The 12508-nt window shown below is 61.0% G+C and carries 11 protein-coding genes; 7 read left to right on the top strand and 4 right to left on the bottom strand.

Features of this window, described 5'->3' with window-relative positions; translation table 11 throughout:
- Window positions 1-176: 176 nt before the first annotated feature.
- The 3 genes from AA105894_RS14990 to AA105894_RS14980 all read left to right on the top strand — a co-directional run bounded on the left by AA105894_RS14990 (window position 177) and on the right by AA105894_RS14980 (window position 5208).
- Window positions 177-1007, top strand: coding sequence for an ABC transporter ATP-binding protein (locus AA105894_RS14990; RefSeq protein WP_267312442.1), 831 nt, complete (start codon window positions 177-179; stop codon window positions 1005-1007).
- A complete protein-coding gene (locus tag AA105894_RS14985) occupies window positions 1004-2428 on the top strand; it encodes a hypothetical protein (RefSeq protein ID WP_267312441.1) in 1425 nt (474 codons plus the stop codon). The genes AA105894_RS14990 and AA105894_RS14985 overlap by 4 nt, the downstream gene beginning before the upstream one ends.
- An 80-nt stretch (window positions 2429-2508) precedes the next feature.
- Window positions 2509-5208: a M16 family metallopeptidase gene (locus AA105894_RS14980; protein ID WP_267312440.1), complete on the top strand. Its 2700-nt coding sequence runs from the start codon at window positions 2509-2511 to the stop codon at window positions 5206-5208.
- Window positions 5209-5273: 65 nt separating this feature from the next.
- Here AA105894_RS14980 and AA105894_RS14975 read toward each other — a convergent pair whose 3' ends face one another.
- Genes AA105894_RS14975 through AA105894_RS14960 form a run of 4 tightly spaced genes read right to left on the bottom strand, consistent with a single transcriptional unit; the run spans window position 5274 to window position 7556 of the window.
- Entirely contained in the window at window positions 5274-5501 is a 228-nt protein-coding gene (locus tag AA105894_RS14975; protein WP_267312439.1) for a hypothetical protein, read from the bottom strand.
- A gap of 2 nt (window positions 5502-5503) precedes the next feature.
- The gene (gene upp, locus AA105894_RS14970; protein ID WP_188426037.1) at window positions 5504-6145 is read right to left on the bottom strand and encodes a uracil phosphoribosyltransferase; all 642 of its coding nucleotides are present in this window, start codon (window positions 6143-6145) and stop codon (window positions 5504-5506) included.
- A 32-nt stretch (window positions 6146-6177) separates the two neighbouring features.
- A complete protein-coding gene (gene msrB, locus AA105894_RS14965) occupies window positions 6178-6564 on the bottom strand; it encodes a peptide-methionine (R)-S-oxide reductase MsrB (RefSeq protein ID WP_188426038.1) in 387 nt (128 codons plus the stop codon).
- 56 nt (window positions 6565-6620) lie between these two features.
- Complete coding sequence (locus tag AA105894_RS14960; RefSeq protein WP_267312438.1) at window positions 6621-7556, bottom strand: LysR family transcriptional regulator; 936 nt, start codon at window positions 7554-7556, stop codon at window positions 6621-6623.
- Window positions 7557-7683: 127 nt separating this feature from the next.
- Here AA105894_RS14960 and AA105894_RS14955 point away from each other — a divergent pair, with 127 nt between their 5' ends.
- The 4 genes from AA105894_RS14955 to AA105894_RS14940 all read left to right on the top strand — a co-directional run bounded on the left by AA105894_RS14955 (window position 7684) and on the right by AA105894_RS14940 (window position 12425).
- On the top strand, window positions 7684-8562 hold the full coding sequence (locus AA105894_RS14955; protein WP_267312437.1) for a 3-hydroxyacyl-CoA dehydrogenase family protein: 879 nt from the start codon (window positions 7684-7686) through the stop codon (window positions 8560-8562).
- Window positions 8559-9437: an SMP-30/gluconolactonase/LRE family protein gene (locus AA105894_RS14950; RefSeq protein ID WP_267312436.1), complete on the top strand. Its 879-nt coding sequence runs from the start codon at window positions 8559-8561 to the stop codon at window positions 9435-9437. Before AA105894_RS14955 ends, AA105894_RS14950 begins: the two co-directional genes overlap by 4 nt.
- 169 nt (window positions 9438-9606) lie before the next feature.
- Window positions 9607-11145 (top strand): 2,3-bisphosphoglycerate-independent phosphoglycerate mutase, encoded by a 1539-nt coding sequence (gene gpmI, locus AA105894_RS14945; protein WP_267312435.1) that lies wholly within the window; start codon window positions 9607-9609, stop codon window positions 11143-11145.
- A gap of 8 nt (window positions 11146-11153) precedes the next feature.
- On the top strand, window positions 11154-12425 hold the full coding sequence (locus AA105894_RS14940) for a murein hydrolase activator EnvC family protein (RefSeq protein ID WP_267312434.1): 1272 nt from the start codon (window positions 11154-11156) through the stop codon (window positions 12423-12425).
- Window positions 12426-12508 lie beyond the last annotated feature (83 nt).

Below are 12508 nucleotides of genomic sequence, written 5' to 3'. Positions count from 1 at the left end.
CGCACCCGTTTTCTTCGTCGCCGCAAGAGGAGCCCCCTCCCACCGGCCTCCCCCGACAGAAGCGCAGGCATATCCCAATACAAGATAAAATCTCTGAAAGTTAATCATATAATTTTTGACAATAAATATCGTTAAAAAGATGATAATCGTTCCGAATCGACAAAGGTTATCCCTCTATGCTTCATCCGGCCCTTCTCGATCGTCTCTGCAAGACTTACGACGGCAGGAAAATTCTGGATGATATCAGCGTTTCTCTGGCGCCCGGCAGTATCAATGCGCTCCTGGGGCCTAACGGCGCCGGCAAGACGACCCTCATCGGATGTCTTCTGGGGTTGCTCGTGCCTGACTCAGGCGCTGTTCGCATCTGGGGTGAAAACGCCGACAAGCTGAGCCCTGAAACGCGGTGTCGCATCGGCTTCGTCCCCCAGACAATGACAGGCCTCACCTGGTTTCGCGTGCAGGAACTCAAGGATTATCTCTCCGCCTTTCGCAACCAGCCAGAAGGTGCGGAAGACAGACGCTGGGCAGATTGGGCGGCACTCGATCCCAAAGCCCGTATCTCGACCCTGTCAGGTGGAGAGCGCCAACGCCTTGCCATCGTGCTGGCCCTGCGCTTCTCACCCGATCTGATCATTCTCGACGAGCCGGTCGCGAGCCTCGACCCGATGGCACGGCATGATTTCATCGCGCTTTTGTCTCAGACCGTACAGCGACGCGAGACGACAGCCCTGATCTCGTCTCATATCATCTCCGATCTGGAACGCATCTGCGATCGCTTTCTTGTCATGAAGAAAGGAAGATTGATCGGCGATCTGAGCGCCGAGGTTTTTGCCGGTGAGATACGGCGCCTCGCCATATGGCCCGATACGGCGCTCGGTCTGGAGGTCTTGGCTGACCTGCCCGATGGCAGTGTCTGGGTGCGTGGCTGGCGACCTGAACTGGACGCGAGGAATCTGCCGGTTCTTGCAGGCGATATGGAAGCCTATTTTCTGGCGCTGACACGATGAACGCCACCAGAAGCCTCTCAACGACGCAAACCCTTCGAGACTGCCTGCGCTCCATGCGGCTTTATGTCTCGCCTGTTTTCCTGCGCGAGAACCCTGTCGTTATCCTGGCCGTTTTTTATACGGCTCTTTGCTTTACTCTCGCATTCCTGTTCGGGAATGTCCGGTTCTGGCATAACGGGCACTATGCCATTCCCCCTGTTCTGGCCCCGACCTGGTGGGTTTCGCTTTATGCCGGATTTTCGGCAATCAGCCTGCATTACTGGCGACAGGTTCGAACACCGACGACCTATCTCCTCAATCGGCTGCAGCGCGCTGAATATCATGCGATCCTTGTCATGGCGCTGGCCTTGGGTGTCCTGCTTGCTCTTCCTCCTCTGCTGACGGGCGCCCCTGCGGTCAACTGCTTCGCGCTGGAAGCCATTGCCATGGTTTTCTGGTGCAGCCCCAGGCCCGTCAACCGCGCAGCGGCCCTGCGAAGCGTGATGACGCCACTGGGTATTGTCAGAGCGCTCGGGTTTATCTTTCTGCTTGTTCCCAGAATGCAGAACTATCTGTTCTCCATGCCCTGGTACACCGCAATCGGCATCATGATCGTCTGTCTCGGTATGGTCCTGCACCTCTATCGTCTGAGCGATTATCGTCTGGCATCCCAAACCCCTCGCCCCATCCTTGATGGCAGCCCAAAGCGCATCTCCACTGTCATTGAGCGTCTCAGCGCCGTCATCCTCTGGCGCCCTTCATGGCTTGTCCGTCTGCCTCTCGCCGATCCTCTTCAGACCGGCAGCCCGATTGCCGTCATCCTGATGGTTGTCGTCGCAACGCTTATTTTCGGAGGCGTGACAGAAATCATTGCGTGGATGGCAGACGGGGTCGCCCCGTCTTTCATCGCCCTGCGCCATCGTTTGCCTGACCTCGCGCGTCAGAGCCTCCTTCTGATCGGCGTAAGTCTTTCAGCCTGGATGACCCAGCGCGCAGACTGGCCCTTTCTTCTGACGCTTGGGCCTTACGGAAGCAAACGCGCCTTTGCCCAGGCAGTCTATCGTCTTCATCTGCAAAGGGCCCTTCAGGCCAGTCTCATCGCGGGTACGATGATCGCCCTGACTGGATGGTTCGATCATCGGGCAACGCTCACCTGGGCTTTGGCGACAGGCTGGTCCTGTGGCGTGGCTCTGATAGGAACCAGTTGTCTGCCTACGCTCGCCTTTATCATCCCGCGGCTCAATCGTCGGGCGACAATCGCGTTTCTCAATATCGGCGCCATGGTGCTGGGATTGCAACTCGCGACATCCCTCATCCTGCAGACAGGGTTCTGGTGGCGCTGGCTGCTTGCACCGGCATCGCTCATCATTGCTGCCCTGTTTTATGTTCTTGTCCCGCCGCGTCTTGCCGCACAGGACTGGCCGATCGAACCGCCCCGTTAGCCGCAGGCAACATGGACAGACTACGACAAGCTGTTACGCTGCCTGTTATTCACCGCTTTTCCTGCCATCAGGAGTTCAACATGGCCGTGCTGCCTCATCTGCGCAAAATGCTTCTGGCGTCGAGCCTGCTCGTCGCCCCCGCACTGACCCTCCCCGCTCTGGCAGCCCCCGCCACTCCGGCCCCTCATGCCGCCACCGCAATGGACAGCGCCGTAAAGGCCACCCTGCCGAACGGGCTGCGCGTCGTGATCGTGCCCGATCGCCTTGCCCCGGTGGTGCAGACACAGGTCATCTATCTTGCCGGTTCGGCAGCTGCACCCAATGGCTTTCCGGGTACGGCGCATGCGCTCGAACACATGATGTTCAATGGCTCCAAGGCCCTCAGCCGCGACCAGCTTTCGACCGTCAGCGCACGCATCGGCAATGTCAGCAATGCCTTCACGACTGAAGACACGACACAGTTCTATTTTCAGGCACCCGCGCATTACCTCGATCTCCTGCTCAAAATCGAAGCCGATCGCATGCGCAATGTCCTGCTGACAGACGCTGATTGGGGACATGAGCGCGGTGCTATCGAACAGGAAGTCGCCCGCGACCTTTCGATGCCTTTCCAGCGCTATACGATCGCGCTGAATCGCGCCCTGTTCGGGGGCACGCCCTATGAGCACGATGCGCTGGGCACGCGTGCCTCCTTCGACAAGACCGACGCCAAACTGCTGCGCGGCTTCTATGACAGCTGGTACCAGCCCAACAACGCGATCCTGCTCATCGTCGGGGATATCGATCCCGCGACCACGCTCGACAAGGTGCGCAGCCAGTTCAGCGCCATCCCCTCGGGCAAGCTCCCCGCCCGCCCAGTGGTCGAGCCGGCCCCCGTCACACCGCAGACCATCAAGATCGACAGCGACTACGCCACAGGCATTCTGAGCATCGCCTATCGTATGCCCGGCTCGCAGAGCCCGGATTACGCAGCGGCGCAAATTCTTGCAGATGTCCTGAGCAGTCAGCGCGGCGCTCTTTTCGCTCTTGTGCCTCAGGGCAAGGCATTGGGAACCGAGTTTTCCTATAACGCCCGCGTGCATGCCGGTGTCGGCAGTGCGCTGGCCGCCTTCCCCAAGGGGCAGGACCCCAGCGCGCTGCTGGGTGAAGTGCGCGGCATTCTCGAAACGATCCGCCAGAAAGGCGTGCCTGCCGATCTGGTCGAGGCGGCCAAGCGCAAGGAAATTGCCGCTCTTGAATTCAACGCCAACAGCATTACCGATCTGACCCAGAGCTGGGCCGATGCGCTGGCCTATAGCGGCGTGAATTCACCCGCCGATCTGGTGAAGGCCTATCGCGGCGTCACGCTTGAGCAGGTCAATGCTCTTGCTGCCCGCCTGCTCGACCCGGCTCATGCTGTGACCGGCATTCTGACTCCATCGGGGGGCAAGTCACCCCAGATCGGTGGCGCCAAGGGGCCGGAATCGCTTCTGCCGCCGCCCAGCAAGAATATCACCCTGCCCGACTGGGCGGCGACGGCTCTGGCCGATCTGCCCAAGCCCGAGCCACTCAGCCTGCCCGCACGCTACACGCTCAAGAATGGCATCACCCTTCTGGTGCAGCCCGAGCATGTCAGCCATACAATCCGCCTCTACGGCTCCATCCGCCATAACAGCTACCTGCAGCAGCCCAAGGGCAAGGAAGGCGTTGCCGATCTGACGAGCGATCTTTTCCTGTTCGGCAGCACGAGCCATGATCGCCTCGCTTTCGCAGCGGCCCTCGACGCCCTCGCCTCTGATGCCAGTGGGGGTGTCTCCTTCTCTCTCAGCACGCTCAGCGCCAATTTTGACAAGACGCTGGCACTCCTGGCTGAAAACGAGCTTCACCCGGCTTTCCCCGCGCAGGCTTTCATGATCATGAAGCAGCAGGCCATCGCGACGCAGGCAGGCGTTCTGCAATCGCCCGGCTATCGCTTCCAGCGTGCCGTGACAAAAGCGCTCTCCCCCGCCGATGATCCGTCACTTCGCGAAACCACACCCCAGACGCTCTCGTCGATTTCGCTGGCTGATGTGCAGGATTTCTACAAGGCCGCCTATCGTCCCGACCTGACCACCATTGTCGTGATCGGTGACATCACCCCGGAAAAGGCCAGGGCTTCGGTCGAGTCGGCATTCGGCGCCTGGACCGCGACAGGCCCACAACCTGCGGTTGACCTGCCCGCGCGCCCCCAGAGCAAGCATTCGCAGGCGATCATCGACGACCCCGGTCGCGTGCAGGATTCCGTCTACCTCGCCCAGACCGTCGCCAGCGGCGTGAAGAACCCCGATCGCTATGCACTTGAAGTCGGCAATGAAGTTCTCGGCTCTGGCTTTTCGTCGCGTCTCATGCAGGATCTGCGCGTACGCAGCGGCATGGTCTACACCACAGGCTCCGACTTCGCCTGGTCGGCCAATCGCGGCGCTTTCATGATCTCTTACGGGTCGGACCCGGACAAGACCAGCAAGGCCCGCGATGCTGCCCTGCGCAACGTCTCGTCCATGCAATCCAGCCCAGTCTCTGACGACGAACTGCTCAACGCCAAGGCGTCGATCCTGCGCGCTATCCCGATGGAGCGCGCCAGCTTCGGCGGTATTGCCGGTCAGTATCTGTCGCTTGTCGATCTCGGCCTGCCCCTCACCGAGCCCGATGACCGCGCCAGGGCCGTCTACGCCATGAGCGCCAGACAGGTGCAGGACGCCTTCCATCACTGGGTTCGCCCTGATGAGATGGCCCAGATCATTCGTGGTCCTGCGCCGAAATAACGGGTCTTTTCGGGGCTCTGCCCCGAACCTCGCCAAAGGGCGGTCGCCCTTTGGATACCCGTTTGTCAGAAGTCTGAAGGGGCGGCGCCTGAGGCTTCAGCAATCGCCGCAGCCTCCTCTTCAAGATAGGCGGCCAGATCGCCGCCGGTCGCCGCATTCAGGTCGCGTTCGGAAATACCGACCTCACCTGCCGCAGCGACACAGGCCTGAGCAGCCTGCGCTGGCGTGCCCCAATGCTGGTGATGCGTTTCGACCCAGCTATCGAGCCATTCATCGATATCTTCGCTGGTCATGATCAGCGGGTTCCGAACAGGCGGTCGCCTGCATCGCCCAGACCCGGACGGATATAGCCTTTTTCGTCCAGACCGCGATCGACCGCACAGGTCACGACACGCACATCGGGATGACGCTCTGCAAGGCAGGCCACACCCTCAGGCGCAGCAAGCAGGCAGACGAAAATAATCTTGCGCACGCCGCTGGCCTTGATGCGATCAAGTGCCGCCGCCGCGCTGTGGCCAGTGGCCAGCATGGGATCGACCACAATGCAGTCGCGCTCGGCCACGTCATCAGGCAGCTTCATGTAGTATTCGACCGCTTCGAGCGTATCGTGATCGCGATAGAGCCCGACATGGCCCACACGGGCTGCAGGAATGAGGTCGAGCATACCGTCCAGAATACCGTTGCCCGCACGCAGGATCGACACGAAGCAGAGCTTCTTGCCGGAGAGCTGACGCCCCTCCATGCGCTCGAGCGGGGTATCGATCTCGACCGGCTCGGTGCTGAGGTCGCGCGTGGCCTCATAGCACATGAGCAGGCTCAGCTCGCGCGTCAGCCTTCTGAACCCCGCAGTCGAGGTAGAGGCCTGACGCAGACGGGTCAGCTTGTGTTGAACGAGCGGGTGGTCGAGCACGACCAGGGAGTCAGGAAGGGCAGTCATGGCGCGGTCCTTACCGAAAATTCGTTGCGCTGTCAGCTTGGTTCGAAGCGAAGCGCCACACCATTCATGCAAAAACGCAATCCGGTCGGTTTCGGCCCGTCAGGGAAGACATGACCCAGATGACCCTTGCACCCGGCGCAATGCACCTCGATACGTGTCATGCCCAGTGTCTTGTCGACCGTGGTTTCGGTCATGCCGTCGCGCGGCCTGAAAAAGGACGGCCAGCCACTACCGCTCTCATATTTGGTCGATGAGTCGAACAAAGGCTCGCCGCAGCCGGCACAATGATAGACGCCCTCGCGCTTTTCATCATTGAGCGGGCTCGAACCCGGTCGCTCCGTGCCATGCTCGCGCAGCACGCGATGCTGCTCGGGGGTCAAGGGCAGGCCACAGCTTGGCATCTGGATATCGTCGCTCATGGAAAGGATCCTTTTTCCGGGGCGGGTAGACGGAAGAATACGCCAGATATGGCGCCTCAGCGTGTTTTTTCCAGCGCCTCACTCTGCTTGCGGTTCAATTTCAGCTGGTCGACAAGACGGGTGAGAAAGTCATCGGCAATGGGGCGCGTATGATGCCTCATAGGCTGGGCTGCAAAAAGCGCACCCGATGGCAGACGATAGCCAGGCAGGACGCGCATGAGCCTGCCCTCTGCCAGAGGCTGCGCACATAATTCGAGACTGGCTGCAATGATGCCGCTGCCTGCACAGGCAAAATCGAGACGGATCGGCGCGGGTGTCGCAGCAATGCGACTGTCGAGCGGAATATCGATCTGCCCTGCCGCACATCGTCCCTCCTCCTCTTCGATCGGAATAAGTGTCCAGCCCTGCTCGCCGGGGCGGGTAAGGCAGGGAAACGAGGAAAGATCCTGCGGTATGGCGGGATGGCCCTGCCTCGCGAGAAACTCCGGCGAGGCGAACAGGGCGATATCATAGGTGCCTATACGCCTGATGCGATAATCACCCTCATTCATCTCATCTCGCCGGTGGCTGAGAAAGATATCGCATTCGGCGCGCTTGAAATCGGGCAGGCTGACGCTGGCCTCAAGCGATATCCGCATGGCCGGGTTCTGCGAAAGCATTTCCCTGACAATCGGATTGACGCAGGAAATCAGAATTTCGGGCGGCGCCGCAATGCGCAGCACACCACCGCTGCGGGCATCACGACAGAGCGCCGCCACACCATTATCGAGTGTATCAAGCAAGGGCGCCACAAAGGCACTGAGACGCTCACCCGCTTCGGTCAGACGCAGGCCGTCAGCCCCTGTTTCGACAAGACTCAAACCGAGACGGGTTTCCAGCCGCTCGACACTGCGCGAGACGCTGGTGGCATGCACACCGAGCCGTCTGGCAGCGCGCGTGTAGCTCAGACTATCGGCGACTGCGACAAAAACACTGTATTCGTTCCGGCTCATCCTGAATTTATGCAGTCATGACCTGCGTTATTGCAAGATTTCGGCCTTTCGAACTGCGTTATGATGTCTCGAATTCAGTCAGAAAGGCGGCAGTCCTTGCCGTCTCCTGACCCAAAGGAGATTTTCCGTGGCGAACACCATAATCGAACGGGCCAGAACACGTCCCGCAGCAGTCATTGGCGCGGGCACGCTCGGCAGACGCATTGCGCTGATGCTCGCGGCGCGTGGCGGGCAGGTGCGTCTGTTCGACAGCAACGCCTCAGCGGCGCAGGCCGGTCTCGACTACGCACGACAAACACTTGCGAGTGTGGTCGCCACACTCGAGGGTGGCGTGGCCGGTCAGATCGACAGCGCCCCCACGCTGGAGGCCGCAATCGACGGCGCCTGGCTGATTATCGAGGCACTTCCCGAGCGACTGGATCTCAAGATCCCTCTTTTCGGCAAGCTGTCGCAAAAAGCGGCGCCCGACGCGATTCTGGCGACGAATTCATCGTCTTACCCTTCCAGCAAGATGGCGGCGGAAGTTGCGGACAAATCTCGCATGCTCAACACGCATTTCATGATGCCACCCGAGCAGCGTGCGGTGGAACTCATGTCCTGCGGCGCCACGAGACCAGGATTGATGGAAGAACTCGCTGGCTATTTTTCGACGCTGGGGCTTTCACCCTATATCGCGCAGAAAGAAAGCATCGGCTTCATCGAAAACCGTATCTGGGCCGCCATCAAGCGTGAGGCGCTCTGCGTTGCCGCCGAAGGGGTCGCCACTCCCGAAGTGATCGACCGCATCTACTGCGAGACACAGGGCACGCCCATGGGGCCGTTCCGTGCCATGGACCGGGTCGGGCTCGATATCGTGCTGCAAATCGAGGAGCATTATGCGCGCGCCTATCCGCACCTGCCCGAGGCACCGCGTGTGCTTCTGAAAAAGATGATTGCCGAGAACCGCCTTGGCCTCAAAACGGGTCGCGGCTTCTATGATTACAGCGAAAAGGGAACCGCATCATGAGTGACGATCCCATCCTCTACACACTCGAAACCGCGCCTCCTGCCATCACGGCGCTGTCGACACGCGACGGGCGCGTCGTTGGGCATGTCGACGCACGCTGGGGAACGCCTGACGGAATCTGGGTCGACCAGGCTGCAGGTCAGATCACCTGGACGAATATGGGGGCAGACTGGGAGGCCCCCGACGGTACGATCGAGCGTGCCCGGCTTGATGGCAGTCAGCATGAGATACTGGTGGGCAAGGGCCAGATCGTCACTCCCAAGCAGCTTGCCGTCGATCAGCCCGGCGGGCATCTCTACTGGTGCGACCGCGAAGGCATGAGGATCATGCGTAGCGCTCTCGACGGAACAGCCGTCGAGGTGCTGCTGAAACGCGGAGACTATCCTCAGGACATGCCCGATTACTCGCGCCAGTGCGTGGGCATTGCCCTCGATCTGGTCAACCGTCAGATCTACTGGACGCAGAAAGGCTCACCCAAGGGCGGTATCGGCCGGATCTTTCGCATGCCCATGGCAATGGCTGACGGCGCCGATCCGGCAGACCGTCACGATATCGAGATTCTGGCCGATCATCTGCCTGAGCCCATCGACCTGCATGTCTTTCCCGGCTCCGGTCACCTTTACTGGACCGATCGTGGAGCGCCGCCGGATGGCAACAGCCTGAACATGGCGCGCATCGACCGAAGAGGGCTTTTCGACCGCAAGGTAATCCTGCGCGGCCTTGATGAGGGCATCGGCCTCGCCATCGACAAGGCAGAAAAACAGGCCTTCGTCAGCGATCTGGGGGGAACGATCCGTGTGGTCGATCTGGAGACGGGCGAGAGCCGCGTGCTGCGCCAGCAATCAGCTACGACAGGCGTCTATCTGGTTGAATGAGCGCAATTTTCCCCGGCCTGAAGAGCGTCGGGAGGGGCCAGCGCCTGCTGGCCCCTCACTTTTCTTGTGATCGCAGTAACCTCAATAAAATTGCCTCCGCCCTCGGGGGGAGAGTTCGCATAAGCGCCGAAATGCGTCATGATACGCGCAAAATTGCAGGAGACTTCTCATGTCCGCATCGCATTCCGGCACGCCACGCCCGGTCATGCTCGTCATTCTCGACGGGTTCGGTGACAGCGCAACCCATGAAGACAACGCTGTTGCCCTCGCCAACACGCCGAATTTCGACCGTCTCTGGGCCAGCTCCCCCCATGCCTATCTCAAGGCCTGCGGTGAAGATGTGGGTCTGCCCGAGGGGCAGATGGGCAATTCCGAAGTCGGCCATCTCAATATCGGTGCCGGTCGCGTGGTCATGCAGGACCTGCCGCGCATCACCCGCGCCGCACGTGACGGCTCTCTGTCCCAGAACCCGGCTCTCTGCGCCTTCATTGATGCGCTGAAAGCCAGCGGCGGCACCTGTCATCTCGTCGGCCTTGTCTCGCCGGGTGGCGTTCATGCCCATATGGATCACATCGCTGCCCTTGCAAAAATCGTGGCTGCCGCCGGGGTAAAGGTGGCCCTGCACGTGTTCTCTGACGGGCGCGACACGGCTCCCGATTCAGGCGATGGCTATATCCGCACCCTTGCAGCCGAACTGCCCGCAGGGGCGTCGATCGCGACCATCAGCGGGCGCTACTACGCAATGGATCGCGATAACCGCTGGGAGCGCGTCAGCCTTGCCTATGACGTGATCGTATCCGCCAAGGGCGAGCACGCCGCCGATGCGCTCTCCGTTCTGCCTGCCAGCCAGGCGAAGGGCGTGACCGATGAATTCGTCATCCCGACCGTGATCGGTGACTATGCCGGCATGAAGGATGGCGACGGCATTCTGTCGGCCAATTTCCGCGCAGACCGCATCCGCGAACTGCTCGACGCCATGCTCTTCCCCGATTTCGACGGGTTTGTGCGCTCGAAGATCGTCAAGTTTGCCTCTGTCTGCGGCATGACAGCCTATAGCTCGGCTCTGGCGCCGTTCATGAGTGTGATGTTCCCCAAGCAATCGATGGAGCATCTTCTGGGCGATGTCGTCTCTCAGGCCGGTCTGGCACAGCTGCGCATGGCCGAAACCGAGAAATACCCGCATGTGACCTACTTCCTCAACGGCGGGCGCGAAGCCATCCTGCCTGGTGAAGAGCGCATTCTGGTCCCCTCGCCCAAGGTCGCGACCTATGACCTTCAGCCGGAAATGTCGGCACCCGAACTGACCGATCGTGCGGTTGAGTCGATCGAGAGCGGCAAATTCGACCTGATCGTCCTGAACTTCGCCAATCCGGACATGGTGGGCCATACGGGCGTGCTGTCTGCCGCCATCAAGGCCTGCGAGGCCGTCGATACCGGTCTTGGACGTATCGTCGACGCCATCGACAAGATGGGCGGCGCACTTATCGTCACGGCCGATCACGGCAATTGCGAAACCATGCGCGACCCGGTGACGGGTGGTGTGCATACCGCGCACACGCTCAACCGCGTGCCGGTCATCCTGCATGGCGGGCGCGGCATTCCCGCGATCCATGACGGCCGTCTGGCCGATCTGGCCCCGACGCTGCTGACCCTGATGAACCTGAAAAAGCCGGCAGAAATGACCGGCAAATGCCTCATCAACGGCTAAGCCTGTACATGCCGGTCAAGAAACCGCTCCTGACCGGTTCCCTGCTGCTTGGGGTCTGTCTCATGGGACAGACCCCGATGCTTGCCGCGACCAACGCCAGACATGCCGCCCAGAGCGCCAGCCAGAAGGCCCTCGACAAGGCAAAGCGTGACCGCGAGGCTCTCCTTTCGCGCAAGGCCCACGAGGCAGCGCTGATTGACGCCCAACGCAAGGCCCAGACAAAAGCCGCTCAGGACGCTGCTTTGCAGGCGGAACGCGCGCGCCATTTTTCTGCCCTGAGCGATCAGGCTGCGACAGCGCTCGCCGAGACAGAAAAACAGATCGACAGCCTCACGCAGGAAATTGCGCAGCTCACCGAGCAGCAGAAGCGGCAAACGGCGGCTCTTGCCCGCAGACGGGCCAGCCTGCAGGCCATTCTGCCCGTGGCGCTGCGTCTTGCGCGCTACCCGAGCACGTCATTTGTCGCCCTGTCCGGTCAGGCAGATGAGTCGGTTCAGGGGCTGAGTCTCATCGCAGGTCTGGCCCGCCTCACCACCCGGCAGGCAGACGATCTTCGTGGACAGGAAGCCCTTCTTCGCCAGACCGCGCAGCATCTTGCTGAGCGCAACGAGGCACTCGAGAAAGCCAGACAGACGCAGGCACGACTGCGTGACGCCAATGCGCGCAAGATGGACGATGCGACGAAGCAACAGGAAGAAGCCGAGGCCCGTCTGAAAGAGGCTCGCGCCGAAATCGCTTCTGCCACAGCTACTGCCGCCACACTCGATGACGCGCTCACCGCCATAGACAGGACACAGGCCCGTCTGCGCGCGCGTATGGAAGAGGAAGCAAAGGCGCTTGCGCTGCAGAACCAGAAGGAAAAGGCCCAGGCCATGAGCAGCCAGGCCAGACGCCTGAGCGGTCCGGCAGGCGGCGGCATCAGCCATGGGGGCGGGCATGGCCCGGTTGCAGGCAGTATCGTCACCGCATGGCATCAGGACACGGAAAGCGGCCCGGCCACGGGCATCACCTATATGGCGCAGGCATCGAGCCCGGTCAGCGCGCCCTGCGCCGGTCAGATCGATTTTGCGGGGCCGTTTCGCTCTTTCGGCAATATGATCATTCTCGACTGCGGGCGCCATTACCGCTTTGTCCTGTCCGGCATCGGGCAGCTTTCCGTGGCAAGCGGTCAGAATGTCAGTCGCAACATGGCGCTGGGCGCCATGGACGCTGCTGGCGGGCGGCTCTTCGTGCAGCTGCGCTCTGGCAGCAAGATCATCGATCCGCGCCCCTATCTCTGACGGGAGACGCGACAGGATCGGGCAAACCGAATTGCATGATCGCGCTTGGCGAGTCTGTGTTGTTTCGACAGACTGCGTTAAGA

Source organism: Asaia spathodeae NBRC 105894 (genome assembly GCF_025994195.1).
Taxonomy (GTDB): Bacteria; Pseudomonadota; Alphaproteobacteria; order Acetobacterales; family Acetobacteraceae; genus Asaia; species Asaia siamensis.
The sequence above is the reverse complement of the archived record's forward strand: the minus strand, read 5'-3'. Positions and strand labels throughout refer to the sequence as shown.

Bases quoted from the DNA above. Each gene is read 5' to 3' on its own strand.
- AA105894_RS14950 (WP_267312436.1), top strand. From the start codon at position 8,559: ATGAGTGACGATCCCATCCTCTACACACTCGAAACCGCGCCTCCTGCC.
- AA105894_RS14960 (WP_267312438.1), bottom strand. From the start codon at position 7,556: ATGAGCCGGAACGAATACAGTGTTTTTGTCGCAGTCGCCGATAGTCTG.
- msrB (WP_188426038.1), bottom strand. From the start codon at position 6,564: ATGAGCGACGATATCCAGATGCCAAGCTGTGGCCTGCCCTTGACCCCC.
- AA105894_RS14985 (WP_267312441.1), top strand. From the start codon at position 1,004: ATGAACGCCACCAGAAGCCTCTCAACGACGCAAACCCTTCGAGACTGC.
- gpmI (WP_267312435.1), top strand. From the start codon at position 9,607: ATGTCCGCATCGCATTCCGGCACGCCACGCCCGGTCATGCTCGTCATT.
- AA105894_RS14990 (WP_267312442.1), top strand. From the start codon at position 177: ATGCTTCATCCGGCCCTTCTCGATCGTCTCTGCAAGACTTACGACGGC.
- AA105894_RS14980 (WP_267312440.1), top strand. From the start codon at position 2,509: ATGGCCGTGCTGCCTCATCTGCGCAAAATGCTTCTGGCGTCGAGCCTG.
- upp (WP_188426037.1), bottom strand. From the start codon at position 6,145: ATGACTGCCCTTCCTGACTCCCTGGTCGTGCTCGACCACCCGCTCGTT.
- AA105894_RS14940 (WP_267312434.1), top strand. From the start codon at position 11,154: ATGCCGGTCAAGAAACCGCTCCTGACCGGTTCCCTGCTGCTTGGGGTC.
- AA105894_RS14975 (WP_267312439.1), bottom strand. From the start codon at position 5,501: ATGACCAGCGAAGATATCGATGAATGGCTCGATAGCTGGGTCGAAACG.